The organism is Microbacterium sp. zg-B96 (assembly GCF_030246865.1).
GTDB lineage: Bacteria > Actinomycetota > Actinomycetes > Actinomycetales > Microbacteriaceae > Microbacterium.
On the sequence record NZ_CP126738.1, the window covers coordinates 1,941,543 to 1,967,676 of the forward strand.

The following is a 26,134-nucleotide window of genomic DNA, read 5'->3' on the forward strand; positions in this document are numbered from 1 at the left end:
ACGGCCCGCGCACTACGCTTGTGACGTGAGCACGCAGAGGGTTTTCGTCGCGCGGCTGGCCGGCTGTACGGTCTTCGACCCCGCCGGTGACCGCCTCGGCAAGGTTCGGGACGTCGTCGTCATCTTCCGAAAAGACGACCCGCCCCGGGTGATCGGCCTCGTCGTGGAGATCCCAGGCCGGCGCAACGTCTTCCTCTCGATCGGACGCGTCACCTCCATCGTGACCGGCCAGGTGATCACCACCGGCCTGATCAACGTTCGGCGCTTCCAGCAGCGCGGCGGCGAAGTGCGCGTCATGGCGGAACTGCTCGGCCGCAAGGTCTACCTCCGCGACGGCAGCGGCACCGCGGTGATCGAAGACGTCGCTATCGACCGCAACCGCATCGGCGAATGGGACGTGTCGCAGCTGTTCCTGCGGCGCCCGAAGACCAGCGCCTCCCCCTTCGCCAAGGGGCCGACGACGTTCGCCTCCTGGGCTGAAGTGCGCGAGGACCAGACTCCGGGCGAAGCCCAGTCCGCTGAGCAGCTGGTCGCGACGTATTCCGAACTCAAGCCGGCCGACCTCGCCAACACCCTGCTTGACCTCCCCGAGGAGCGCCTGTTCGAAGTCGCCGAAGAGCTGCCGGATGACCGGCTGGCGGACGCGCTCGAAGAGATGCCCGAAGACGAGCAGATGCACATCCTCGAACGGCTCGGTGACGAACGCGCCGCCGACATCCTCGACCACATGGAACCCGACGACGCCGCCGACCTGCTCGGTCAGCTGCCCGCCGGGCGCATCGCTCAGTTGCTGGGCCTCATGGAGCCCGACGAGGCCGAAGACGTCCGCGCGCTCCTGGAGTACGGTCCCGACACCGCCGGCGGTCTGATGACCAACGAGCCCATCGTGCTGTCGGCCGAGAACACCGTGGCCGAGGCGCTGGCCCTCATCCGCCGCCACGAACTGCACCCCGCCCTCGCTGCGTCGGTCTACATCACGCTGCCGCCGTTCGAGACCCCCACCGGGCGCCTCTTGGGTGTCGTGCATTTCCAGCGGATGCTGCGCTACCCGCCGCACGAGCGGCTGGGGGCCATCATCGACGACACCCTCGAGCCGGTGCTGGCAACCGCATCGGCGACCGAAGTGGCGCGCCTGCTGGCGACGTACAACCTGGTTTCCCTTCCCGTCATCGATCAGGCCCACCGGCTGGTCGGCGCGGTCAGCGTCGACGACGTGCTCGATTACCTGCTGCCCGACGACTGGCGATCGCACGATGCGCCGCCGCACGAAATCGGCCACGCCGCTCCCCCGTCGCGAATGGGACGCCGCTGATGGCCCGCGCACCAAAGGCGACCCTCGAGGCGCCGCTCGGACGCCCGGGGATGCTCACCCCCCGCCCCGCGCAGCCGTCGCGCGACACATTCGGCCGCTTCACCGAGTGGATCGCGCGTGCCATGGGCACGCCGATGTTCCTGCTGCTGCTCACCCTGTTCTGCATCGCGTGGATCAGCTGGAACACGCTGGTGCCGGCACATCTGCGCTTCGACTCGGCCGCGAACGGCTTCACCGCGCTGACCCTCATGCTGTCGCTGCAGGCGTCGTACGCCGCGCCGCTGATCCTGCTGGCGCAGAACCGTCAGGACGACCGCGACCGCGTGCAGATCGAACAGGATCGGCAGCGCTCCGAACGCAACCTCGCCGACACCGAATACCTCGCCCGCGAGATCGTCGCACTGCGCATGGCGCTGACTGAGGTCACCAGCGAAGTCGTCACCAAGGACGTGCTGCGCCAGGAGCTCAACCGCGCACTGGAACGCGTCGAAGGGCGCAACAGCGGCCAGGTCGGCCACGAAAACAGCGCCGTCGGCACCACCGACGAGGCGACGCCCGCGTGAGCACGATCGACGATGCCGTTCGCGCTGCGGTCGGGGCCGTCACCGACCCCGAGCTGCGCCGCCCGCTGGCCGAACTCGACATGGTGCAGGCCGTCGCCGTGCGCGAGGGCGTTGCCGACGTGTCCATCGCCCTCACTATCGTCGGCTGCCCCGCCGCGCAGCGCATCGAGTCCGACGTGCGTGCCGCCGCGGCCGCCGTCCCCGGCATCACCGGCGTGGCACTGACTGTCGGGGTCATGACCCCGCAGCAGCGCGCCGCCCTCACCGAGCGGCTGCGCGGCGGCCGGGCCGCACGCCAGATGCCCTTCGGCCCCGACTCGCTCACCCGGGTCATCGCCGTCACCAGCGGCAAGGGCGGCGTCGGCAAGTCGACCCTCACCGCCAACCTCGCTGTGGCGCTTGCCGCGCGGGGCGCGGCGGTCGGGGTCATCGACGCCGACGTGCACGGGTTCTCCATCCCGGGTCTGCTGGGCCTGGTCGGCCCCGACGGCCTCCCGCCGCAGCCCACCCGCATCGACGACCTCATGCTGCCGCCGGTCGCCTACGGCGTGAAGGCCATCTCCATCGGCATGTTCCTCCCCCGCGACGGTGTCGCCGGGGGCGGCGCGGTCGCCTGGCGCGGGCCGATGCTACACCGCACCGTGCAGCAGTTCCTCACCGAGGTGTACTTCGGTGACCTCGACGTGCTGCTGCTGGACATGCCGCCTGGTACCGGCGACGTCGCCATCTCGGTCGGGCAGTTGCTCCCCCACGCCGAAGTCCTCGTCGTCACCACGCCGCAGGCCGCGGCATCCGACGTCGCCGTCCGCAGCGGTCTCGTCGCCCGCCAGACCGGCCAGCGCGTGATCGGCGTCGTGGAGAACATGGCCGCGATGACCCTGCCCGACGGCACCGTGCTCGATCTGTTCGGCGCCGGCGGCGGGGCAGCGGTCGCCGCGGCGCTGTCGCTGGATGCCGCACCCGTGCCGCTCCTGGCGACCGTGCCGCTCAGCCCCGCGCTGCGCGTCAGCGGCGACACCGGGGTGCCGGTCGTCGCCGGCGCCCCCGCCGACCCGGCGGCGGCTGCGATCATCGGCCTCGCCGACGGCATCCTCGCGCAGGGCCGCAGCCTCGCCGGCCGTCCCCTGCCGTTCGCGCCGCGCTGACTCAGGTCGCTTCGGCGTCGAAGGGCGGCGGGCCCTCCGGGCGCACAGCTGCGGGCTGAGGCGCTGCGGACGCCGCGCTGATCGCCGCTCCCGCTGCCGCAGCGCGCACCGTGGGCGTCGGGGCGTCGTCCAGCAGCGCCTCCCGGATGATGCGCCGCGGGTCGTACTGACGGGGATCGAGCTTCCGCCAATCCACGTCGTCGAGTTCGCCGCCCATCTCGTCCTTGACGCGCGTCTTCGCGCCGGAAACCCACTCGCGGGCGCGCACGGTGAAGCGGGCAAGCCCTTCGGCGTACCGCGGCAGTCGCTCGGGACCGATGAGCATGCCGGCGATCACAGCGATCAGCAGCAGCTTCTCCCACGTGAGCCCGAACACCATGCGACCAGGTTACCCGTGCGCCTGCCTCGTTCGAGCGTTGCGCCCGCGTACGCTGACTGCTGGAGGTCCCCATGGGCGAGCACGACGCGAACCGCAGGTTCGCAGCCGAGGTCACGGTTGAACCTGACAAGATCGCGCGAGCACGCGCACACGCACTGGAGCTGGGTGCCGATCCGATCAGCGCACCCGTCGGCGCGCAGTGCGCGGTCATCGCCGCCGCGTCGAAGGCCCTCAATATCGTCGAGATCGGCACCGGGGCCGGAGTGTCGGGCCTGTGGCTCCTGCACGGCTCGCCGCGCGCGACGCTCACGACCATCGACATCGAGCGGGAGCACCTGGGCGCTGCCCGCCAGGCGTTCAGCGCCGCCGGCGTCGCCCCCGCCCGTGCCCGGTTCATCAGCGGCCGCGGATCCGACGTGCTGCCTCGCATGAACGAGGCCTCCTACGACATCGTGCTGATCGACGCCGACCCCGAGGGTGTCATCGAGTACGTCGAGCATGGCCTGCGCCTCGTGCGCGCCGGCGGCACCGTCCTGGTGCCCCGCGTGCTCGGCGGCGGCGCCGTCGCCGACCCGGTGCGCCGCGACCCGATCACCAGCGCCTACCGCTCACTCATCCAGGAGACGCAGTCCTCCGCCGCGGTGGTGGGCGCCCTGTCGATCACCGGCGAAGGCCTGCTGCAGCTGACCACGGTCTACACCCCGTGACCAACGACGAAGCGGCCGGTCGCAATGACCGGCCGCTTCGGACGTGCGTTGTGCGTCAGGCTGCGCTGACCACGCCGCCGAGGACGTTGTAAAGTTCTTTCGCCTCGTCGTCATTGACCGAGACCACCAGGCGACCGCCGCCTTCGAGGGGAACACGCACAATGATCAGGCGTCCCTCCTTCACGGCCTCCATCGGTCCATCACCGGTTCGCGGCTTCATGGCTGCCATTGCGGGCTCCTTTTCGTCGTAGGTCTGGTCCTGAGTTTATCCTGTGCAACCGACAGGGGATAATCCGGGCCGCTGGAAACATATTCAGGGGATACGCCAGAACGTGTTCCCGAGGGCGTACATGTTGTAGATCCACCACCATTGCCCCGCCAGGCACACCACGATCACGCCCACCCGCCACACCCGCGAGGGCGGCATCGCCACCGCTCCCCACAGCGGCGACAACGGCAGCAGCAGGCGAAGGATGCTCGACTGCGGGAAGAACACGGCCAGCAGGTAGAGCAGGTAAGCGGCCGACCACAGCCGCAGATCCACCCCCAACCGGCGCACATGCTTCCCCCGCCACAGCACCACGGCGACGAGCGCGACGGATGCCGCAAGGGCGATGTAACCGGCGACGGCACCCAAGCCCCACTGGCTGAACCAGAACGCGGCGGCCTGGACGAAACCCTCGAACGGCAGGAAGGTGCCACCCGCGTCCGGCACCCAGTTGCGCCGCCACGCCAGCTCGGTCGCGAGATAGGCATCCGCCTGTCCGGTGACCAGCGCCGCGATGACCATCCAGGACAACCCCACCGCGGCGCCGAGCAACCCGGAGGCGACGATGTGCACGATCTCGCGCGTCGTGAGCGGGTCGGTTCGGCGCTTGAGCCACCGCGCCACCCCGTGCAGCGCCAGGAAGAGGGAGAACGCGAGCACCCCGGGCCGGGTGAAGCCCATCAACGGGATCAGCACGTACAGCCACGCGTATCTGCGGCGCTGCACGGCCCACAGCGCCAAGAACAGCAGGAACAGGAAGAGCGACTCGGCGTAGCCGACGTGGAACAGCGCCGCCAGTGGAGCGCAGGCGAACATCAGTGCCGCCCACTGCGCCGCGCCGGCCCCGATGCGCTCGGTCAGCAGCCGGCACAGCACGTACGTCGCGCCGTAGCCCGCGACGAGGGACACCACCACCGCGCCCGCGACCCACGATGGGCCGAGCAGCGCGCCCACCCAGCCTGCCACGGTGGGATACACCGGCAGGAACGCCCACTGATTCTCGGCGACGAGGCCGGCGTCGGTCAGCGGAAGGGTCTGCGGGTAGCCGGCGAACGCCACCATCCAATACCACTGCGCGTCCCAGCCGGCCAGCAGTGCGCCCACCGTCGCGTCGGCGCCGAAGCGGGATCCGGGCGGGGCGAGTGCGGCGGCCAGCAGCAGCAGACCGTGGGTGATCAGCCGTGAGGCCAGATACAGCACGGCGATGCGCAGCGCGAGCGGCAGCGCTGCCACCCCCCGCGCCGGAGCGGTGATCAGGGCGCGGTCAACCACGCGCGAAGACCCCGCTCCACGGCATCGATCTGCGCGAGCGGCACCCGCTCCTGGTCGTGGTGGGCCAGGTGCGGGTCGCCCGGTCCGTAGTTGACGGCCGGTACCCCCAGCGCCGAGAAGCGCGCGACGTCGGTCCACCCGTACTTCGGCTTCGGCACCGCCCCGACGGCCGCGACGAACTCCTGAGCCAGCGGCGCGTCCATCCCGGGACGCGCGCCATCGGCAAGATCGGTGATCTCCACGTCGAACCCGGCGAACACCTCACGGACGTGGCGTTCGGCCTCGGCGCCGTCGCGGCTCGGGGCGAACCGGTAGTTCACCTCCACCTCGCACAGGTCCGGGATGACGTTGCCCGCCACCCCGCCGTGGATCGCCACGGCATTGAGCCCCTCGCGATAGACCAGTCCTTCGACCGGGACCTCCTCGGCGCGATACTCGGCCAGGCGGGTGAGGATGGGCGCCGCCGCGTGGATGGCGTTGGCCCCCATCCACGACCGGGCGCTGTGGGCACGGGCGCCGCGGGTGCGGACCACGGCGCGGAGCGTGCCGTTGCAGCCGCCCTCCACCTCACCGTTGGAGGGCTCCCCCAGGATCGCGAAGTCGGCGGCGAACAGGTCGGGGCGGGTGCGGGCGAGCCGGGTCAGGCCGCTGCGGGAGGCTTCCACCTCTTCGTGGTCGTACCAGAGCCAGGTGATGTCGACGCGGGGATCGGTCAACTCGGCCGCGAGCTTGAGCTGCACCGCCACCCCGGCTTTCATGTCGACGGTGCCCCTACCCCACAGGTAGGGCTCGCCGTCGACGTCGATCTCCCGCGTGGGCAGGTTGCCGTTGATCGGCACGGTGTCGATGTGGCCGGCGATCGCGACCCGCTGCGCCCGGCCGAGCCGGGTCCGCGCGACGATCGTGTCACCGTCGCGATGCACCTCCAGGTGCGGCAGCGCCAGCACCGCGTCGTGGATCGCATCGGCGAGGGCGGTTTCGTCGTCGGACACACTCGGAATGTCGCAGATCGCCCGAGTGAGTTCGGCGGAGGACGCAGTCAGGTCGAGCCGTGGCATCCCCCGAGTCTAGCCAGCCCGACACGGCGGATACGCTGGAGGGATGAGCGATGCACGACGGATCTGGGCAACAGGACTGACCACGACGGCTGCGGACGGCACGGTGCTGGACGCGTGGTTCCCGCACCCGCAGACCGGTCCCCGCCCCGTCGACATCGACGCCGTCGCCGACTTCGAGGGGCTGACCGGCCCGGATGAGCGTCGCAACGTCACCGTCGACGCCGTCTCGATCGAGATCGACCTGGATGCCGCTCCCGCGTCCACACCCGACGCCTACCTGCGCCTGCAGGCGCTCTCGCACCGGCTGGTCGCCCCCAATGAGCTGAATCTCGACGGCATCTTCGGTCACCTGCCGATCGTCGCGTGGACCAACGCCGGCCCGATGCTCCCGGACGACGCCGCCACGTTGCGCCCGGCGCTGCAGCGTCACGGCATCCAGGTGCACAGCCTCGACAAGTTCCCCCGGCTCACCGACTACCTCGCTCCGTCCGGCGTGCGCATCGCCGACACCGCACGGGTGCGCCTTGGTGCCTACCTCGCACCGGGCACGACCGTCATGCACGAGGGCTTCGTCAACTTCAACGCCGGCACGCTCGGCGCCTCGATGGTCGAAGGGCGCATCTCGCAGGGCGTCGTCGTCGGCGACGGCAGCGACATCGGCGGCGGCGCGTCGATCATGGGAACCCTCTCCGGCGGCGGCAGCCACCGCGTGTCGATCGGCGCACGCACGCTGCTGGGCGCCAACGCCGGCATCGGCATCTCCCTCGGCGACGACTGCATCGTCGAGGCGGGGTTGTACGTCACGGCAGGAACGAAGGTCACGCTCGCCGCCGAGCCGGTCACGCACGACGGTTCCCGCCCGGTCGTCAAGGCCGCGGAACTGTCGGGACGCAACGGCCTGCTGTTCCGTCGCAATTCCCTCACCGGCGCGGTCGAAGCCGTCAGCCGCGACGGCGCCGGAGTCACGCTCAACGAGGCACTGCACGCCTGAGCGTCAGAACGCCACGTACAGCGTGAAGCTCCACAGGCAGATGACCACGAGCATCCCGAAGCTGTAGAGGATCGACGCGCGCAGGATCTCGCTCTCGCGGCCGGACAGCCCCACGGCCCCGGCCGCGATCGCGATCGACTGGGGCGAGATGACCTTCGCGGTGTTGCCGCCGGCGGTGTTGCCGGCCACCAGCAGCGCCGGGTCGGCGCCGATCCCCTCCGCCGTGGCGACCTGGAGCGGGGCGAACAGGGTGTTGTTGTTGACGACCGAGCCGGTGAGGAACACCCCGATCCAGCCGATGATCGGCGCCAGCAGCGGCACCAGCACACCCATCGCGGCCAGGGCCGATCCCATCGAGGTGGACCCCCCCGAGTAGTTGGCGATGTTCGCCAGCGCCAGGATCAGCGTGATGAGCGCCAGCGCCTGCCACAGCGCCCGGACCGTGGCGGCGAACTCGCCGAAGAACGCACGGCGATCCAGGTTCGGCGTCGTGAAGAACGACACGATCACCGCCAGCAGGATCGCGGTGCCGGTCGCGTTGAGCGGCGTGAAGTCCCACGTCGCGGTCACCACCGACCCCGCCGCGGACGTGACCTCGTTCGTCAGCCCCGGGATGGGGACCTTCACCACGGCCCACGCCAGCGCGCCGCCCTCGGCGAACAGCGCTTTGAACGCCGGCAGGCTCCACACCAGGATGAACGCGGTGAGGATGTAGAACGGGCTCCAGGCCACCGCGATCTTGCGCAGCCCATGGTGCTCGATGGTCGGCGCCGCGCCGCCGTCCTCGCGGAACTGCCGCTTGGGCTGCCAGACCCGCCCGAGCAGGAACAGGGCCACCATCGCTCCCAGGCCCGCCCCGATGTCGGCCAGCTCCGGCCCCAGGAACCACAGCACACCTGCCTGGATGCCGCTGAACACGATCGTGACCACGAGGGTCGCCGGCAACGTCTCCTTCAGCCCGCGCCAGCCGTCGAGGATCATCACCAGCAGGAACGGGATCAGCAGCGTCAGCGGCTGCAGGATGACCACCATCGACTTCGACAGGATCATCACGTCGATGCCGGTGACCTGCGCCGCCACGATCACGGGGATGCCGATCGCACCGTACGCGCCGGCGGCGGCGTTGGCCACGAGCGAGATCATGGCCGCTTTCACGGGCCGGAACCCCAGCTGCACCAGCAGCGCGGCACAGATCGCGATCGGCACGCCGAACCCCGCCGCACCCTCCAGGAACGCGCCGAACGCGAAGCTGATGAGCAGCACCTGGATGCGCTGATCCGGCGAGATGCCGCCGATGGACGCGCGGATGACGTCGAACCGGCCGCTGATCACCGCCAGCCGGTACAGCCACACCGCCATCACGATGATGTAAGCGATCGGCCAGATGGCGTTGAGGATCCCGATCAGTCCTGCGCCGGCGACGACATCCACCGGCATCCCGAACGCCCACATCGCGACGATGATCTCGACAACCAGAGCGATCGCAGCGGCGTACAGCCCGCTGAGCTTGACCCCTACCAGCAGCACCAGGAAGACCACGATCGGAATCGCGGCGACGAGAGCCGAGAGCCAGAGGCTCCCGAAAGGGTCAGTCGACTGCTGCCACATGGAACGCCTCCGGTCGGTCGGGGTCGTGCCGTGGCCACGTTACGCGACAGGGGCCCTGTGGTCACCCCATCCCGTTGCGGGCGGTCCGGGGCGGCTCAGACGCCCGGGTAGTCGCGACGCGGGGCGCCGGTGTACAGCTGCTGCGGGCGGCCGATCTTCGTCTGCGGGTCGTTCTGCATCTCCTGCCAGTGCGCCAGCCAGCCGGGCAGCCGGCCGATCGCGAACAGCACGGTGAACATGCGCGTGGGGAACCCCATCGCCTTGTAGATCACGCCGGTGTAGAAGTCGACGTTGGGGTACAGGCGCCGCTCCTTGAAGTAGTCGTCGTTGAGCGCGATGTCCTCGAGCTCCTTCGCGAGATCCAGCAGCGGGTCGTGCACGCCCAGCTCGGTGAGCACCTCGTCAGCGGATTCCTTCACGAGCTTGGCGCGCGGGTCGTAGTTCTTATAGACCCGGTGCCCGAAGCCCATGAGCTTCACGCCGTCTTCCTTGTTCTTCACGCGTTCCACGAACCGCTGCACGCTCTCGCCGGAGTCGCGGATGCGAGCGAGCATGTCCAGGACCGCCTCGTTGGCACCGCCGTGCAGCGGCCCGTACAGCGCGTTGATGCCCGCCGAGATCGACGAGAACTGGTTGGCCCCCGTCGATCCGACGAGGCGAACGGTCGACGTGGACGCGTTCTGCTCGTGGTCCTCGTGCAGGATCAGCAGGCGCTCCAGCGCCCGCGACATCACGGGGTTGATCTCGTACGGCTCGCTGAGCACACCGAAGTTCAGGCGCAGGAAGTTGTCCACGAAGCTCATCGAGTTGTCCGGGTACAAGAACGCTTGCCCGACGCTCTTCTTGTGCGCGTACGTCGCGATGACGGGGAGCTTGGCCAGCAGTCGGATCGTGTTCAACTCGACGTGCTCGGGGTTGTTCGGGTCGGACTGGTGCTCGTAGTAGGTCGACAGCGCCGCCGTAGCCGACGAGAGCACCGACATGGGGTGCGCGGTGTGCGGCAGCGACGAGAAGAAGCGCTTGAGGTCCTCGTGCAGCAGGGTGTGACGGCGGATGCGCTCGTCGAAGGCCCCGAGCTGGTCGGCGGTGGGAAGCTCGCCGTACAGCAGCAGCCACGCGACCTCGAGGTACGTGCTGTTCTTCGCGAGCTGCTCGATCGGGTACCCGCGGTAGCGGAGGATGCCCTCGTCGCCGTCGATGTAGGTGATCGCGGACTTGGTGGCCGCGGTGTTGACGAACCCGTAGTCCAGCGTCGTGTGACCGGTCTGCTTGGTGAAGGTCGACAGATCGACACTGGACGTGCCGTCGGTGCCCCGCAGCACGGGAAGCTCGGCGGTGCGGTCCCCGATCGTAACCGTCGCAACGGGCCGGGGGGCGGTGGGCTGCTGGGTGCTGGCGTCGCTCACGAAGCCTCCTTGCGCTCGGGGTATCAGTGAATACAGCCTAACGGGCGGTGCGGCCTACTCCGATCGGCGCCAACGGATCATGGGATCCGATGGAGGAAATCTACGAGGAGTGCAACCGCCGCGCTGCTTCGGCGATGCGCTCATCGGTCGCGGTGAGCGAGAAGCGCACGTGCTGCGGGAAGTGCGGCCCGTAGAAATGACCGGGACCGGCGAGGATGCCGCGCTCGGCGAGGGCGGCCATGCTCTCCCAGGCGTCGCGGCCCTCGGTGGCCCACAGGTACAGCCCGGCCTCACTGCGGTCGATGCGGAAACCGGCCGCCTCGACGGCAGGGCGCAGCGTCTCGCGACGGTGCCGGTAGCGCTCCTTCTGCCCCGCGACGTGCGCGTCGTCGGCGAGAGCGGCAGCCGCGGCGGCCTGCACCGGCGCGGGTGGCATGAGCCCGAGGTGCTTGCGCGCGGTCAGCAGGCGCGCCACCAGGCTCGGGTCCCCCGCGAGGAACGCGGCGCGGTACCCGGCGAGGTTGGACTGCTTGCTCAGCGAGTACACCGCGAGCAGGCCGGTGAGGTCAGATCCTGCCACCTGCGGATCCAGCACGCTCGGCACGGGCTCGTCGGCCCAGCGGCCGTCCCAGCCCAGCTCGGCGTAGCACTCGTCGCTGGCGATCACCGCGCCCAGCTCCCGGGCGCGGGAGACCGCTGCGCGCAACTCGTCGTGGTCGAGCACGCGGCCGTCGGGGTTACCCGGCGAGTTGAGCCACACCAGCCGCGTGCCCTCCGGCCACTGGGCGGGCTCGTCGGCGGCGACGGGGGTGGCGCCCACCAGGCGCGCACCTACCTCGTAGGTCGGATAGGCGGCACGGGGATGCACGACGACATCGCCCGGACCGATCCCCAGCAGCAGCGGCAGCAACGCCACCAGCTCCTTGGACCCGATCGTGGGCAGCACGTGGTCGGGGGTGAGCGCCGATACACCGCGCCGGCGTGCGAACCAGCGGACGATCTCCTCCCGCAGCTGCGGGGTGCCCGCCGTCTGTGGGTAGGCGTGGGCGTCGGTCGCGTCGGCCAGGGCTGCCGCGACCACGGGCGGGGTGGGATCGACCGGGGAGCCGACGGACAGGTCGACGATGCCACCGGGGTGCGCCCGCGCGGTGGCCGCGTAGGGCGCGACGGCATCCCACGGGTAATCCGCGAGGTCTGCGACTGCCATGTCAGGCCTGCGGCGGCAGCGCGGCGATGATCGGGTGGTCGTGCTTGATGACGCCGGTCTTGGCTGCACCGCCGGGAGAACCGATGTCCTGGAAGAACTCCACGTTCGCGGTGTAGTAGTCGTGCCACTCCGCGGGAAGGTCGTCCTCGTAGTAGATCGCCTCGACGGGGCACACCGGTTCGCAGGCACCGCAGTCGACGCATTCGTCCGGGTGGATGTACAACGACCTCTCGCCCTCGTAGATGCAGTCCACAGGGCACTCGTCGATGCAGGCTCGATCCTTGACATCGACGCACGGGAGGGCGATCACATACGTCACTCCCCCAGTCTAGGCGACCTCTCGGCAACGGGACGGCGTGACAGATCCGGCCACGCCGCGACGATGGCCACCAGCAGCGGCACCGCGATCGTCCAGACGATGCCCACCGAGAACTCCCCCGGAGCGGGGGCGGGCACGATGATCGACCCGCCGGGGCCGGCGCCGGAAAAGACGAGGGTCGCGATCATCGCGCCGAAGCCGGCTGCCAGCGCGGCCCAGCGATCGGCGGTCAGCAGGCGCACGGCCAGCAGCAGCGCAGCCACACCGATGATCGCCAGGATGAGCCCGAGCGGGAACCAGCCGAGCATGAACGCATGAGCGACCGTCCCGGCGGCGCCGTAGACGAGCCCCACAAAGAGGGCGATGATCCACGTCAGCGCGCGAGTCCAGGAAAATCCCACCGTTTCAGTCTAGGCGGCGCCCTACGCCGCCCACCCCCACAGTCGCAGCAGCGCGGCGGTGAGCGCGGCCGCCGCCACGACGATGAGGAACGGGGCGCGCGCCAGCAGCAGGCCGGCCGCCACCAGGACTGCCGGCACTCGGGCGTCGATGACGATCGCCTGCCCCACGCCCAGGGTCTGCACCGCGACCAGCGCGGCCAGCAGCGCGACGGTCAGCAGATCGGCCACCCGTGCCGGGCGCGGCGCCTCCAGCACCTTCGGCGGAATGAGGTAGCCGAGCGCTTTCAGCGCGACGCAGATGATGGATGCCACCAGCACCGCGTGCCACAGGGTCACGGCCGGCCCTCCCGCTCGGGCGCGAACCAGTTGAACACCCCGACGAGGATCGCCACGACCGCGGCGACCAGCACCGGCATCCCGGGCATGAGCACCGGCGTCAGCACCGTCGCCACGACCGCCGCGGCCACACCGACCACGATCGCCTGACGCTGCCGCAGTCGCGGCCACAGCAGCGCGAGAAAGGCCGCCGCGGCGGCGGCATCCAACCCGTACGCCCTCGGGTTTCCCAGCAGGTCGCCCAGGAGCGCGCCGAGCAGTGTCGAGAGGTTCCACCCGACGTAGATGCCGATGCCGGTCACCCAGAACCCGAGGGTGCGGGCGCGGGGCGCCGTCTGGGCCAGCGAGACGGCCGTGGATTCGTCGATCGTGAACTGCGCCGCGGCGACGCGCCGCCAGATCGTCCCGCCGATCACGGGGGCCATGCGCATCGCGTAGGCGACGTTTCGCACGCCCAGCAGCGCCGCCGAAGCGATCGCGGCCGGCGCTGCGGCCACACCGCCGGCGGCGATGACGCCGACGAAGGCGAACTGCGAGCCGCCGGTGAACATCACGAGGCTCAGTACGCAGGTCTGCCAGATGTCCAGGCCTGCCGCCACCGCCAGCGCGCCGAACGACACCCCGTAAGCACTGGTGGCCACAGCCACCCCGAGCCCTTCGCGTGTCGCCCGCCGCGCCTGGCGGTCGGCATCGGCCTCAGCCGGCGACGGGTCGAAACTCACCCGTCGATGCTAGCGAGGCACAGTGTCAGGCGCTGGCGTCCTGGCGCTTGAGGCGCGAGGTCGCACGTGCGCGCTCGTTGGCGTCGAGGTTCACCTTGCGGATACGCACGATCTCGGGCGTGACCTCTACGCATTCGTCGTCGCGGGCGAACTCGAGGCTCTCCTCCAGCGACAGCTGGCGCGGCGGGGTCATCGACTCGAACGTGTCCGAGGTCGAGGAGCGCATGTTGGTGAGCTTCTTCTCCTTGGTGATGTTCACGTCCATGTCGTCGGCGCGCGAGTTCTCGCCGATGACCATGCCTTCGTAGACCTCCTGCGTCGGCTGCACGAAGAACGACATGCGTTCCTGCAGCGCGATGATCGCGAACGGCGTGACGACACCCGAGCGGTCGGCGACGATCGAACCGTTCTGACGGGTCACGATGTGACCGGCCCACGGCTCGTAGCCGTGCGAGATCGCGTTCGCGATGCCGGTGCCGCGGGTCGTGGTCAGGAACTCGGTGCGGAAGCCGATGAGACCGCGCGAGGGAACGACGAACTCCATGCGCACCCAGCCGGTGCCGTGGTTGACCATGTTCTCCATGCGGCCCTTGCGCGAGGCCAGCAGCTGCGTGATCGCGCCGAGGTACTCCTCGGGAGCATCGACGGTCAGGTGCTCGAACGGCTCGTACGTCTTGCCGTCGATCTTCTTGGTGACCACCTGCGGCTTGCCGACGGTCAGCTCGAAGCCTTCGCGGCGCATGTTCTCCACCAGGATGGCCAGCGCCAGCTCGCCGCGGCCCTGCACCTCCCACGCGTCGGGACGGCCGATGTCGACGACCTTCAGCGAGACGTTACCGATGAGCTCGCGATCAAGGCGGTCCTTGACCATGCGCGCGGTGAGCTTGTGACCCTTGACCTTGCCGACCAGGGGCGACGTGTTCGTGCCGATCGTCATCGAGATCGCCGGCTCGTCGACGTGGATCTGCGGCAGCGGGCGCACGTCGTCGGGGTCGGCGATGGTCTCGCCGATCGTGATGTCCGGGAAACCGGCGATGGCGACGATGTCGCCGGGGCCGGCGGATTCGGCCGGGTAGCGCTCGAGGGCGCGGGTCTTGAGCAACTCGGTGATGCGGGCGTTGCTGGTGGTGCCGTCGGCACGCACCCACGCGACCGTCTGGCCCTTCTTCAGCGTGCCGTTGAAGACGCGCAGAAGCGCGAGGCGGCCGAGGAACGGCGAGGAGTCGAGGTTGGTCACCCACGCCTGCAGCGGTGCCTCGTCGTCGTAGGCGGGCGCCGGCACGTGCTGCAGGATCGCCTCGAACAGCGGCTCGAGGTCGTCGTTGTCGGGGAGGCTGCCGTTCTCGGGCCGGTTGAGGGATGCCGCGCCGGCGCGACCGCTCGCGTAGACGACGGGGACGTCCAGGAGCGCGTCGACGTCGAGATCGGGCACGTCGTCGACGAGGTCGCTCGCCAGCCCCAGGAGCAGGTCGTGCGCCTCTTCCTCGACCTCCGCGATGCGGGCGTCGGGGCGGTCGGTCTTGTTGACCAGCAGGATGACCGGCAGCTTCGCCTCGAGCGCCTTGCGCAGCACGAAGCGGGTCTGCGGCAGCGGACCCTCACTGGCATCCACCAGCAGCACGACACCGTCGACCATCGACAGGCCGCGTTCGACCTCGCCACCGAAGTCGGCGTGGCCGGGGGTGTCGATGACGTTGATCGTCACCGGCACTTCGGTGTGAAGGCCGTTGTAGGTGATCGCCGTGTTCTTGGCGAGGATCGTGATGCCCTTTTCGCGCTCGAGGTCGTTCGAGTCCATGGCACGTTCTTCCATGTGCTCATGCGAGCCGAACGAGCCGGTCTGGCGGAGCATCGCATCCACGAGCGTCGTCTTGCCGTGGTCGACGTGCGCGACGATAGCGACATTACGGAGGTCCGGACGGAGGGCGTGCGCCATCAGTGTTCCTTGCGGGGAGAGGGAAAGAAGAGGTGCGACCCGCACCGAAACTCGAGGGGCCGACACTCCAGGATACCGGAAGCGGGCTGGGAGTCCCCGCGTGGTCGGCTCAAGCGTCGACGGTGGCCAGCAGAGCTCGCCTCGCCAGACGCCGCTCACGCTGCTCGACCGGGTCGGGCACGGGTGAGGCGGCCAGCAATCGTTTGGTGTACTCGTGCTGCGGGTCGTGCAGGACCGTCTTGGTCTCACCCTGCTCGACCGCGCGACCGTTCTGCATCACCAGCACGTGGTCGGCGAGCATGTCCACGACCGCCAGGTCGTGGCTCACGAGCATGCAGGCGAAGTCGAACTCGCGCTGCAGTTCGCGCAGCATCTCCAGCACGGCCGCCTGCACGGACACGTCCAGAGCCGAGGTCGGCTCGTCCGCGATGAGCAGCTCCGGCTTCAGCGAGAGCGCCCGGGCGATGGACACCCGTTGACGCTGACCACCGGAGAGCTCGTGCGGGTAGCGGTTGATGACATCGGTGGGAAGGTGCACGGCATCGAGGAGTTCCCGGGCGCGCGCCAGGCGCGAACGCTTGTCGCCGACGCGGTGCACGACCATCGGCTCGATGATGCAGTCGCCGATCGGGAAGCGGGGGTTCAGCGACGCTGCCGGGTCCTGGAAGACGGCGCCGATCTGGCGACGCGCGTCCTTGGCCGCCCGCCCCCGCAGCTTGGCCAGGTCCGCGCCGCGCACCTGAAGCGAGCCGGATGCCACCGGGAGCAGTCCGAGCACGGCCTTCGCGATCGTGGATTTGCCCGACCCGGATTCCCCCACCACGCCCAGCACCTCGCGTTTGGCCAGCTCGAAGGAGACGCCCTCGACAGCGCGGAACGTCTTTCCGCGCATGGTGTAGTCCAGCGCGAGGTCCTTCGCGACGAGCACGGGCTCCCGGTCCGCCGGGGGCGTGCGTTCCCGGATCTCGCGGATGGGGCCGGTCAGGGTCCCACCCGGTCCGGACAGGCGCGGCACGGCGTCGAGAAGCTTGCGGGTGTACGCGTGCTGCGGCATCGTGAGGACGTCCTCGACGGTGCCCTGTTCCACGATCTCGCCCTGATACATCACGACGACGCGATCGGCGAGGTCCGCGACGACCCCCATGTTGTGGGTGATCAGCAGGATGCCGGCGGCCAGGTCGTCCTTCAGCGATCGCAGCAGGTCGAGGATCTCAGCCTGGACCGTCACGTCGAGCGCCGTCGTGGGCTCGTCGGCGATGATGACGCGCGGGTTCAGCGCGATCGCCATCGCGATGACGATGCGCTGCCGCTGGCCCCCGGAGAACTGGTGCGGGTACTGTCCGATGCGGGTCTCCGGGTCGGGGATCCCGACCCGGCGGAGCAGCTCGACGGATCGCTGGCGCGCCTCGTCACCGTAGGCGACGTCGTGCAGCTCGAACACCTCGGTCATCTGCCGCTCCACCGTCAGCACGGGGTTCAGCGCGGACATCGGCTCCTGGAAGATCATCGCCACCTCGGTGGCACGCATCGCGCGCATCTTCTCGGGCGCGATCCCGACCACTTCGGTGCCGCCGACCTGGGCGGAGCCGGAGATCAGGGCGTTGTCCGGGAGCAGCCCCATGGCCGCCGCCGAGCTCACCGACTTGCCCGAGCCGGATTCCCCCACGATGGCGACGACTTCGCCCGGCTGCAGATCAAGGGTCACGCCCTTGACGGCGCGGACGAGTCCCGCCTCGACGGCGAAGTCCACCCGCAGATCCGTGAGCCGCAGGGCAGCGCCCGTGCCCGCCGTGTCCATGTCCATGTGTGTCACGACAGTCCTTTCTCCTCGCGCAGCCGTTGCAGACTGCGTCGGCTCCACTTGCGGGTCTGCCGCGGGTCGAACGCGTCGCGCAGACCGTCCCCGAGGAAGTTGACGGCGAGCACGATGACCAGGATGATCATGCCCGGCCACCAGAACAGCCACGGCCGGTTCGTGAACGCGCCTTGATACTGCGAGATCAGCAGCCCCAGCGACGTCTCGGGAGGCTGCACGCCGAATCCGAGGAAGCTCAGCGAGCTCTCCAGCAGGATCGCGCCGCCGATCGCGAACGTCGCGTTCACGAGGATGATGCCGATCGTGTTCGGCATCACGTGCTTGAAGATGATGCGGAACGAGCTGGCGCCCGTCGAGCGTGCGGCAGCGACGTAGTCGCGTTCCCGCAGCGAGAGCACCTCGCCGCGCACCAGTCGGGCAAGCCCCGTCCAGGAGACCAGACCGATCATCAGCGCCAGCGCGAAGATTCCTCCGCCGGCGTTGCCGGCGATCGCCCCGAGGACAGCAGCGAGCACGAGGAGCGGGATGACGATGAAGATGTCCGTGATGCGCATGAGCACGTTGTCGACCCAGCCGCGGTAATACCCCGCGACGGCGCCCATCACGGCGCCGATCGTGGTGGCGACGACGCCGACGACGAGCGCGATGATGAGGGAGCGCTGAGTGCCCACCATGACCAGGGCGAAGTAGTCCTTGCCGGTGCCGTCCTGACCGAAGGGGTGCTCCCCCCAGCGGATGCCCTCCCCTCCGAGCCACGTCGGGATGAGACTCAGCGTCGGGCGACCGCCGTCGATGACGTCGCCGGCGGCGAGATAGCTCTTGCCCCACCACCCGGGTATCCCGGCGAAGCCGATCGAGGTGAACGCGAGCAGGACGACGAGGATGAGAACGCCGACCGAGATGAGTGCCGCGCGGTGGCGGAGGAACCTCCGCCGGACCAGGCGTCCCTGCGAGAGCGGCTTGGTGTGTTTCGCGGCGAGGGCAGCGTCCTCGGCTTCGGCGAGGTCATAGATCGCGTCGGTGTCGGGTGCGGAGTTGGTGCTCATACTCGTATCCTCGGGTCGAGGTAGGCATAGGAAATATCGGCGATCAGGTTGAACAGCACGGCCACGCCGCCCGTGATGAGGAAGAACGCCATGACGGGTGCGGGATCGACGTGGTCCAGGCCGTCGGCGAACAGGTCTCCCATGCCCTTCCAGCCGAAGACGCGCTCGGTGATGACCGCGCCGCCGATGAGGGCCGCGAAATCGAAGGCCGCGATCGTCGCGATGGGGATGAGGGCGTTGCGCAGCGCATGCCGGAAGATGACGGTGCGCTCGGGTGCGCCCTTCGCCCGCGCGGTGCGGATGTAATCCTGCCGGTTGACTTCGAGCATCGAGGTGCGCGTGTATCTGCTGTAGCTGGCCAGGGAGATCACCGTCAGCAGCAGCGTGGGAAGCAGCATCTGCGTCCCGTAGTCCAGGAACGTCTCCCAGAAGCCTCCGCCGAAGTTCGGCGTCTGCGATCCGATGGTGGAGACCGGGCGAGGCTTGAGGTCGAGGAAGCCCGGCCACACGCGGAAGAGGTGGTCCAGAACCGTCAGGCCCGCGCCGACGACGCCCGTCACCGTGGCGGCGAGGATGGCCTGGGTGCGATAGCGCTTGCCCATGAACCGCCCGAGCAGCCACGGGACGGCGACGGCCACAACGGCGCCGAGAACGAGCACGCCCCAGTTCATGTAGTAGACGAAGACGTTGTACAGCACCACCTGCATGATGCTGACCACGGCCGCCGTGATGAGCGCGGGAGTGAGCACCTGCCGGTTGCGCAGACCCACGGTCATTGCGGTGACGCTCAGCGCGACACCGAATGTGAGGACGGCGACGCCCACCATGCCCAGCTGCGGGTTGCGGAACAGGTCGAGCGCGGCCAGTACGGGCAGCGCGACGGCGAAGAACACCGCCGTGGCGGCGAAAGTGAGCGCCCGCCTCTTGCCGGATCCCGCGAGGAGCACCTGCATCAGGAACCCGAGGACCACCGCTATCAGGCCGATCTGCAGCGGCGTGAATGCGGGTTCCTCCAACCAGTTGTTGAAGCCGATGGCCAGATACTCCTTCAGCAGCACCGCGGCCCAGAACACCGGAAGCGAGAAGAACAGGAAGGTGCCGAACGTCACGGCGTAGTCGAGGCCGGAGTACTGGCGGATGGCGGTGAGGATGCCGATCGCGATGCCGATGATGAGGGCGAGCACTGTCGCCAGCAGCACCAGCCGCAGCGTCGAGGCGGCGGCCAGGCCGAGCAGCGTGCCGACATCGACGCCCGCCCGAGTGGTGCCGAAATCGCACTGCCCGATGAGGCAACGGCTGACTCCGCCCAGCCAGGACAGATAGCGCTGCCACCACGGCAGATCGAGTTCCATGAACTCGGTGCGCTGCTGGATCAGGTAATCGCGGTTTTTCGCGTTGCTCTCGCGCAGGTCTTCGAGCGGGTCCCCGGCGTTGATGACGAGCACATACACCAGGACCGAGGCGCCCAGCAGGACGCCGAACGCCTGGACGAGGCGCCGCAGAATGAACTTCAGCACAAAGGTGCTTCCCTTCGGGTAATCGCAGACGGTCGCGAACACAGATGTGCGGGCCGGCCGCAGGCCGACCCGCACATCTGATTCATTGCTGACTACTCAGCGCTGGCCCACGCGTAGGCGTTCCAGGAGATACCGCTCTGGGTCGTGGTCCGCTCGACACCGTCGACGCTCGAGCTCGCCGCGTCCACGCCGGGGTGAGCGAAGATCGGGAGACCGAACAGGTCGTTCCACAGGAGCTCTTCGATCACCTTGGTCTGCTCCAGGTGCACTGCGGGGTCCAGGCTGTCCTTGAGCGTCGCCCAGGCTGCGTCGACCTCTGCGTTGGAGTACCCGCCGTAGTTCTGCGGCTTGTCGGTGGCGTAGATGTTCTCGCCCGAGGCGATCTGACCGGAGCCTGCCCAAGCGAACAGTGCGACTTCGTAGTCACCGCGCTCCTGCGTGCCGCCCGGGGCGAAGAAGTCTTCGCTGCCCGCGTCGACGATGTTGAAGCCGGCCTGGTCGCACGACGACTTGATCAGTGCGACCTCGTCGGCACGGCGCGGGTTGGGTGCGGAGTATCCGATGCGGACCTCAGCGCCCGTGGCGCCCTGCGCGGCGACGATGCTCGCGGCCTCTTCGATGTTCGGCTCGTCGTATTCACCGGTGTAGGACGCGTCCAGAACCTCCTGGTAGGTGTCCTGGAAGGGGAAGACCTCGCGGGCGTTCATCACGACCGCCTCGGAGTTGATCGGCCGGATGAGGTTCTCGACGATCTGCTCACGCGGGACGCACATGGCGAACGCGCGGCGCAGCTCCAGGTTGTCGGCGAAGAGGGACCCCTCGATGAAGTTGAAGTCGAGGTGCTCCCACGTCAGCGTCGAGCCCGTGAGGATGTTGGCGGCATCGCCGAGCTGCTCCAGCTGCGCGAGCGTGTCAACGGTCGGCTGCGGGGCGATGACGTCGAGGTCACCGTTGTCCAGCGCCTGAACCATGGCGTCCTGGCCGACGAAGCGGAAGACGAGCTCGGCGTTCTGCGGCGCGAGCTGCTCGCCGTAGTACTCCTCGTTCGCCACGAGGGTGACGGACTGACCGGCATCCCACGACGAGAGCTTGTAGGGGCCGGAGGAGGGCATCAGAGCCTCGTCGGGGAGCTCGCCGGGGTTGGTGAACCAGCCGGTGTTCCAGAACTCGGCCACGGGGGCGAGCGCCTCGCTGTCGCCGCCGAGGATCGCCTCGACGAGCTCTTCGGTCGACAGACCGGACTGCTCGGCCACCACGTGCGCGGGGTCGAGCATCCACGTCTGGATCTGCCAGTCCGGGTTCTTCACGGCGAACTCGACGGTGAACTGCTTGCCGTCCGCGTCGCCCTGGGGGCCCTCGGGCACCTCGTCGCCCAGATCGGCCGAGACCGAGTTGAACAGCGGGCCGTCGGCACCGGCGAGGTTGGTGTTCTGCACGCCCCACGCCAGCACGGCGTCGGCGACAGTGATCGGGGTGCCATCGGACCAGGCGGCATCCTCGGCGATGGTGTACTCCACCGTCAGCGGGTCCTCGGAGATCAGCTCGTAGGAGCCGAGGTCGGTGTTGGCCTCGACCGTGCCGTCCGGACCGAAGAACGTGAAGCCGGTCTTCAGCTGGTCGACGATCGACGAGTTGTACGTGCTGTACGTCTCGGGCGTGAACCCGTTGTAGCTGATGAAGTCGTTCGGCCCGACCGACACCGAGATCGACGCCGACCCAGTGGGCTCGGTCTCCGCGCCGTTGCCGTCATCGGCTGGCGGCGCACAGGCTGTGAGCGCCAGGGCGGTGACGCCGATGGCGGCCCCGGCGATAAGGGTTCGACGTGAACGCATTTCTTCTCCTACTTCGTTGTGTGCAAGGGGGGCGATGCGGCCGGCTTCGACCAACGTTCATCCCAGACGTTGATAGCGAACCTATTGGCACCTCAGAGGTGACGCATAACTGACACGTAAATAGTTACAAACCGTTAACTCGCCTGTGACCCCCGAAAACGGTAGCGGCGCTCAGGCACCGGCGCCTGCGATCATCGCCGAGGCCCCCGCACTCGCCACGAGCACCACCAGCGACACCACGACCCCGGCGTTCCACCGTCGCTGCACCGGACCCGCCGGTACGCCCGCGTCGCGCGCTGCGTCCCACTCACCACGGATGAGTGCCATGTCGGAGAACGGCGTCTCGCTCTGCTGCGCCGAACGCGATCTCGAGCGACGCAGGCTCGGCCCACCGAAGGCCGCCACCCGGGAACCGTCGTCGAGGTGCACGACCAGCTGCCACCGCGTGTCCATGTCGGTCACCCGCGGCCACGGCACCCGCGTGGTGCGCAGGACGTTGACGACGGTGATGCCTTCGGCATCCATTTCCACCCTCGGCACATAAACCACCGCATAGACGACCCACACGATCAGCAGCACCCAGGGGGCCAGCAGCAGGGTCTGTCCGAGGCCGCCGCGGACAAGGGCGTCGCCGAGCACCAACGCCCCCGCGACGCCGGCGACGATCAAGCTGATCGTCGCCGACGTCGCACGGAAGATCCGGCGCTCAGGCAAGTCGTTGCGACTCATGCACCCGTTTCGCCGACTCCGAGCGGGATTGACGCACCCGGGATGGCCTCGAGCAGTCGCCGGGTGTACTCCTCAGCGGGGTTCGCGAAGATCTCGTCGACGGTGCCCTGTTCGACGATCTTGCCGCGCTCCATCACCGACACGAAGTCAGCGACGACGCGCACCACCGCGAGGTCGTGCGTGATGAACAGGTAGGTCAGGCCCAGCTCGGACTGCAGGTCCGCCAGCAGCTGCAGGATCTGATCCTGCACCAGGACGTCCAGCGCCGAGACCGCCTCGTCGAGCACGACGATGTCGGGCTTCAGCGCGAGCGCACGCGCGATGGCGACACGCTGGCGCTGGCCCCCGGACAGCTCGTTCGGGTAGCGCGACGCCAGTTCCTGCGGCAGCGACACCTGGTCGAGCAGTTCCGCCACCCGCGCACGTCGCGACTTCGCGTCGCCGACGCGGTGCACGTCCAGCGGCTCCGCGATGGTGCCGCCGATGCTGCGCATCGGATCCAGCGAGCCATAGGGGTCCTGGAAGACCGGCTGCATCCGGCGCCGAAGCGCGAACGCTTCACGACCGGTGAGCCGGCCCACGTTGAGACCGTCGATCAGGATCGAGCCGGAGGTGCACTCTTCCAGGCCGAGCACCATTTTCGCGATCGTGGACTTGCCCGACCCCGACTCCCCCACCAGAGCCATCGTGCGGCCCCGCGGGATCTCGAAGGAGACGCCGTCCACGGCACGGAACCGCTCGCTGCGGAACGAGCCCTGGCGGATCTTGTACTCCTTGACCAGGTCCGCCACGACGATCGCGGGCTCGGCCGTGGCGAGGTCCGACTCGTGCTGGATGCCACGGTCCTCCGCCCGGGCCTGGATCCGCTGCGAAGCCAGGCTGGGAGCGGCGGCCACGAGCCGCTGGGTGTACGGATGCTGCGGGTTCTCGAGGATCTCCCGGCTCGGGCCGGATTCCACGATCTCGCCCTGATGCATCACCACGATGGTGTCGGCACGTTCTGCGGCCAGACCCAGGTCGTGGGTGATCAGCAGGACCGAGGTCCCCCTCTCGGCCGTGAGCGACGCCATGTGATCGAGAATGACCCGCTGCACCGTGACGTCCAGTGCCGAGGTCGGCTCGTCGGCGATCAGCAGCTTCGGATCGGCCGCGAGGCCGATGCTGATGAGCGCGCGCTGACGCATGCCGCCGGAGAACTGGTGCGGGAACTGGTGCAGACGCCGTTCGGCGTCTGCCAGCCCCGCCTGCTGCAGCACCTCGATGGCGCGGCGCTCGACCTCCTTGCGACCGGTGGCGATCCCGTTCGCGCGGATCGCCTCCTTCACCTGGAAGCCGATGCTCCACACCGGGTTGAGGTTGGACATCGGGTCCTGCGGCACGAAGCCGATGTCCCGACCGCGGATGCGCTCCATCTGGGCCCGCGTGGCGGAGGTGAGGTCGTTACCTTCCAGCACGATCGACCCGCCCGTGACGTGTCCGGTTCCGGGGAGCAGATTGACGATGGCCGATGCCGTCGTTGACTTGCCCGATCCGGACTCACCGACGATCGCGACGGTCTCGCCGCGGTGGATGTCCAGGTCGATGCCGTGCAGCACCTCGCGTGAGGTCTTGCCGGAGTCGAACGCGACCTTCAGACCGCGGATCGACAGCAGTGGTGTGCGGTTTGCCGAGCTCATCGCCGTGCCCTCGCCTTCGGATCGAGAGCGTCTCGCAGGAGTTCGCCCATGATGATGAACGCGAGCACCGTGATGGTCAGCGCGATCGAGGGGTAGATGAGTGCCATCGGCGCGACGCGCAGTGACGACTGCGCCTGGCTGATGTCCAGGCCCCAGGACATGGTGGAGCTGCCGAGCCCGACACCGAGGAACGACAGCGTCGCTTCGGCGGAGATCGCAGCGCCCAGGGTCAGCGTCGCCACGACGATGACCGGTGCCATGGCGTTGGGCATGACGTGTGTGAGGAGGATGCGGAACCGGGAGAGCCCGATGGCGCGGGAGGCGGTGACGAAGTCGGCTTGCCGAACCCGCAGCACCTCGGCGCGGATGACGCGCGCGGTGGACGCCCACGCGAAGCCACCGATGGCGAAAGCGAGCACGAGTGGCGTGCGGTTCTGCGAGAACACGCTCATGACGACGATGGCCGCCAGGATGTACGGGATCGCGAAGAAGATGTCGCCGAGGCGCGAGAGCACCGAGTCGAGCCAGCCGCCGTAGAAGCCGGCCAGCGCGCCCATGACGGTGCCGATGACGGTGCCGATGAGGGTGGCGAGGAACCCGACCATGAGCGAGGTGCGCGCACCCCACACCAGGCGGGACCAGATGTCGCAGCCCTGGAAGGTGAAGCCGAGAGGGTGGCCGGCGGTGGGCCCGGCGTTGCTGTTGGCCAGCAGGCAGTTGTTGTTCGGCGGCACCTGCGTGAACAGGGTCGGCCACACCGCCATCAGCCCGATGATGACGACCACGACAGCCGTGACCCAGAACGTCGGCCGACGGCGGATGTCCTGCCAGGCGTCGCGCCAGAGGTTGCTGGGCTTGGCGTCGACGCGCACGGCGTCGACGGTGATCTCGGTGTTCTTGACGGGGGCGACGAAGTGCGTCGCGGAAATCTGATCACTTGGCATAGCGGATCCTCGGGTCGAGCAGGCCGTAGAGCAGGTCCACGAACAGGTTGACCAAGACGTAGACGATGACGAACACGGTCACGAACGAGACGACAGTGGGCCCCTCTTGCCGGATGACCGCCTGGTAGAGGGTGTTGCCGACGCCGGGCACGTTGAAGATGCCCTCGGTGACGGTGGCACCCACCATCAGCACGCCGAAGTTCGTCGCGGTGTTGGTGATGACGGGGATGAGGGAGTTGCGCATCACGTGCACAGGGATCACACGGCGTCGCGGGAGGCCCTTGCTGTACGCGGTGCGCACCCAATCCTGGTTGAGCGTGTCGATCACCGACGCGCGGGTGAGGCGCATGCTGGTCGCGTAGAGGCTGAGACCCAGCACGATCGCCGGCAGCCACAGGTCCATCCAGCCGTTCTGCGCTCCGACGGTCGGGCGGAACAATCCCGCCTGTACGGCCAGGAAGTACTGCGCGAGGAAGGCGAGCACGAACACCGGGACGGCGATGAAGACGAGAGCCACGACGAGCGAGGCATTGTCGAAGAACTTGCCCTTGCGCAGGCCCGAGACGGTCCCGATCACGATGGCCAGCACGAGTTCGATCGCGATGGCCATCGCCGCGAGACGCAACGTCACCGGGAAAGTGCGGGCGAGTACCTCGTTGACGGGCTGCCCGGAGAAGCTGACGCCGAAGTCGCCTTGAAAGACGCCGGTGATGTAGTAGAAGTACTGCACGATGAACGGATCGTTCAGGTGGTACTGGTCGCGGATCTGCTCCAGCAGTGCCGGGTTGGGCGTGCGGTCGCCGAACAGCGCGAGGATGGGGTCGCCGGGCATGGCGAAGACCATGAAGTAGATGAGCAGGGTGGCGCCGAAGAACACCGGGATGACCTGCAACACACGTCTGAGGATGTAACCGAGCACGAACGCTCTCCCTCTGGGGTTTGGG

At 68.8% G+C, this 26,134-nt stretch carries 25 protein-coding genes; 5 read left to right on the plus strand and 20 right to left on the minus strand.

Going from position 1 to position 26,134, the window contains the following annotated elements; genetic code table 11:
- Positions 1-25: 25 nt before the first annotated feature.
- From QNO11_RS09105 to QNO11_RS09115, 3 genes are read left to right on the plus strand one after another with little or no spacing between them, the layout of a single operon-like run.
- Positions 26-1,312, plus strand: coding sequence for a magnesium transporter MgtE N-terminal domain-containing protein (locus QNO11_RS09105; protein WP_257508579.1), 1,287 nt, complete (start codon positions 26-28; stop codon positions 1,310-1,312).
- Entirely contained in the window at positions 1,312-1,875 is a 564-nt protein-coding gene (locus tag QNO11_RS09110; RefSeq protein ID WP_257508578.1) for a DUF1003 domain-containing protein, read from the plus strand. The genes QNO11_RS09105 and QNO11_RS09110 overlap by 1 nt, the downstream gene beginning before the upstream one ends.
- Complete coding sequence (locus tag QNO11_RS09115; RefSeq protein ID WP_257508577.1) at positions 1,872-3,020, plus strand: P-loop NTPase; 1,149 nt, start codon at positions 1,872-1,874, stop codon at positions 3,018-3,020. The genes QNO11_RS09110 and QNO11_RS09115 overlap by 4 nt, the downstream gene beginning before the upstream one ends.
- A gap of 1 nt (position 3,021) precedes the next feature.
- On the opposite strand, the gene QNO11_RS09120 is transcribed toward QNO11_RS09115, so the two are convergent.
- A complete protein-coding gene (locus QNO11_RS09120; RefSeq protein ID WP_257508576.1) occupies positions 3,022-3,399 on the minus strand; it encodes a twin-arginine translocase TatA/TatE family subunit in 378 nt (125 codons plus the stop codon).
- A gap of 71 nt (positions 3,400-3,470) precedes the next feature.
- Between QNO11_RS09120 and QNO11_RS09125 the strand changes: the two genes are divergently transcribed.
- Positions 3,471-4,106, plus strand: a complete 636-nt coding sequence (locus tag QNO11_RS09125; protein ID WP_257508575.1) for an O-methyltransferase — start codon at positions 3,471-3,473, stop codon at positions 4,104-4,106.
- Positions 4,107-4,161: 55 nt separating this feature from the next.
- On the opposite strand, the gene QNO11_RS09130 is transcribed toward QNO11_RS09125, so the two are convergent.
- The 3 genes from QNO11_RS09130 to dapE form a co-directional block, all read right to left on the minus strand.
- The gene (locus QNO11_RS09130) at positions 4,162-4,335 is read right to left on the minus strand and encodes a DUF3117 domain-containing protein (RefSeq protein WP_257508574.1); all 174 of its coding nucleotides are present in this window, start codon (positions 4,333-4,335) and stop codon (positions 4,162-4,164) included.
- Between the two features lie 84 nt (positions 4,336-4,419).
- Positions 4,420-5,646, minus strand: a complete 1,227-nt coding sequence (locus tag QNO11_RS09135; protein WP_257508573.1) for a putative hexosyltransferase — start codon at positions 5,644-5,646, stop codon at positions 4,420-4,422.
- Positions 5,628-6,704 (minus strand): succinyl-diaminopimelate desuccinylase, encoded by a 1,077-nt coding sequence (gene dapE / locus QNO11_RS09140; RefSeq protein ID WP_257508572.1) that lies wholly within the window; start codon positions 6,702-6,704, stop codon positions 5,628-5,630. The genes QNO11_RS09135 and dapE overlap by 19 nt, the downstream gene beginning before the upstream one ends.
- A 43-nt stretch (positions 6,705-6,747) precedes the next feature.
- Between dapE and dapD the strand changes: the two genes are divergently transcribed.
- Entirely contained in the window at positions 6,748-7,695 is a 948-nt protein-coding gene (gene dapD, locus QNO11_RS09145; protein WP_257508571.1) for a 2,3,4,5-tetrahydropyridine-2,6-dicarboxylate N-succinyltransferase, read from the plus strand.
- A gap of 3 nt (positions 7,696-7,698) precedes the next feature.
- Here dapD and QNO11_RS09150 read toward each other — a convergent pair whose 3' ends face one another.
- The 16 genes from QNO11_RS09150 to QNO11_RS09225 form a co-directional block, all read right to left on the minus strand.
- A complete protein-coding gene (locus tag QNO11_RS09150) occupies positions 7,699-9,303 on the minus strand; it encodes an L-lactate permease (RefSeq protein ID WP_257508570.1) in 1,605 nt (534 codons plus the stop codon).
- 95 nt (positions 9,304-9,398) lie between these two features.
- Complete coding sequence (locus tag QNO11_RS09155; protein ID WP_257508569.1) at positions 9,399-10,709, minus strand: citrate synthase; 1,311 nt, start codon at positions 10,707-10,709, stop codon at positions 9,399-9,401.
- A 100-nt stretch (positions 10,710-10,809) separates the two neighbouring features.
- Entirely contained in the window at positions 10,810-11,916 is a 1,107-nt protein-coding gene (gene dapC, locus QNO11_RS09160; protein WP_257508568.1) for a succinyldiaminopimelate transaminase, read from the minus strand.
- A 1-nt stretch (position 11,917) separates the two neighbouring features.
- Complete coding sequence (gene fdxA, locus QNO11_RS09165; RefSeq protein WP_257508567.1) at positions 11,918-12,235, minus strand: ferredoxin; 318 nt, start codon at positions 12,233-12,235, stop codon at positions 11,918-11,920.
- Positions 12,232-12,636, minus strand: a complete 405-nt coding sequence (locus QNO11_RS09170; RefSeq protein ID WP_257508566.1) for a DUF6113 family protein — start codon at positions 12,634-12,636, stop codon at positions 12,232-12,234. Before QNO11_RS09170 ends, fdxA begins: the two co-directional genes overlap by 4 nt.
- Positions 12,637-12,657: 21 nt before the next feature.
- Positions 12,658-12,972, minus strand: a complete 315-nt coding sequence (locus QNO11_RS09175) for an AzlD domain-containing protein (RefSeq protein ID WP_257508565.1) — start codon at positions 12,970-12,972, stop codon at positions 12,658-12,660.
- Complete coding sequence (locus QNO11_RS09180; protein ID WP_257508564.1) at positions 12,969-13,694, minus strand: AzlC family ABC transporter permease; 726 nt, start codon at positions 13,692-13,694, stop codon at positions 12,969-12,971. The genes QNO11_RS09175 and QNO11_RS09180 overlap by 4 nt, the downstream gene beginning before the upstream one ends.
- A 25-nt stretch (positions 13,695-13,719) precedes the next feature.
- Positions 13,720-15,630: a translational GTPase TypA gene (gene typA / locus QNO11_RS09185; RefSeq protein WP_257508563.1), complete on the minus strand. Its 1,911-nt coding sequence runs from the start codon at positions 15,628-15,630 to the stop codon at positions 13,720-13,722.
- A gap of 109 nt (positions 15,631-15,739) precedes the next feature.
- Positions 15,740-17,434 carry an ABC transporter ATP-binding protein gene (locus QNO11_RS09190; protein ID WP_257508771.1) on the minus strand — a complete coding sequence of 565 codons (1,695 nt, stop codon included), beginning with the start codon at positions 17,432-17,434 and terminating at the stop codon, positions 15,740-15,742.
- A 5-nt stretch (positions 17,435-17,439) separates the two neighbouring features.
- The gene (locus QNO11_RS09195; protein WP_257508562.1) at positions 17,440-18,492 is read right to left on the minus strand and encodes an ABC transporter permease; all 1,053 of its coding nucleotides are present in this window, start codon (positions 18,490-18,492) and stop codon (positions 17,440-17,442) included.
- On the minus strand, positions 18,489-20,009 hold the full coding sequence (locus QNO11_RS09200; RefSeq protein ID WP_257508561.1) for an ABC transporter permease: 1,521 nt from the start codon (positions 20,007-20,009) through the stop codon (positions 18,489-18,491). Before QNO11_RS09200 ends, QNO11_RS09195 begins: the two co-directional genes overlap by 4 nt.
- Positions 20,010-20,101: 92 nt before the next feature.
- Positions 20,102-21,841 carry an ABC transporter substrate-binding protein gene (locus QNO11_RS09205; protein WP_257508560.1) on the minus strand — a complete coding sequence of 580 codons (1,740 nt, stop codon included), beginning with the start codon at positions 21,839-21,841 and terminating at the stop codon, positions 20,102-20,104.
- 171 nt (positions 21,842-22,012) lie between these two features.
- The gene (locus QNO11_RS09210) at positions 22,013-22,570 is read right to left on the minus strand and encodes a PH domain-containing protein (RefSeq protein WP_257508559.1); all 558 of its coding nucleotides are present in this window, start codon (positions 22,568-22,570) and stop codon (positions 22,013-22,015) included.
- Positions 22,567-24,246 carry a dipeptide ABC transporter ATP-binding protein gene (locus QNO11_RS09215; RefSeq protein WP_257508558.1) on the minus strand — a complete coding sequence of 560 codons (1,680 nt, stop codon included), beginning with the start codon at positions 24,244-24,246 and terminating at the stop codon, positions 22,567-22,569. Before QNO11_RS09215 ends, QNO11_RS09210 begins: the two co-directional genes overlap by 4 nt.
- Positions 24,243-25,190, minus strand: a complete 948-nt coding sequence (locus QNO11_RS09220; RefSeq protein ID WP_257508557.1) for an ABC transporter permease — start codon at positions 25,188-25,190, stop codon at positions 24,243-24,245. Before QNO11_RS09220 ends, QNO11_RS09215 begins: the two co-directional genes overlap by 4 nt.
- Positions 25,180-26,109, minus strand: a complete 930-nt coding sequence (locus tag QNO11_RS09225; protein ID WP_257508556.1) for an ABC transporter permease — start codon at positions 26,107-26,109, stop codon at positions 25,180-25,182. The genes QNO11_RS09220 and QNO11_RS09225 overlap by 11 nt, the downstream gene beginning before the upstream one ends.
- Between the last annotated feature and the right edge of the window lie 25 nt (positions 26,110-26,134).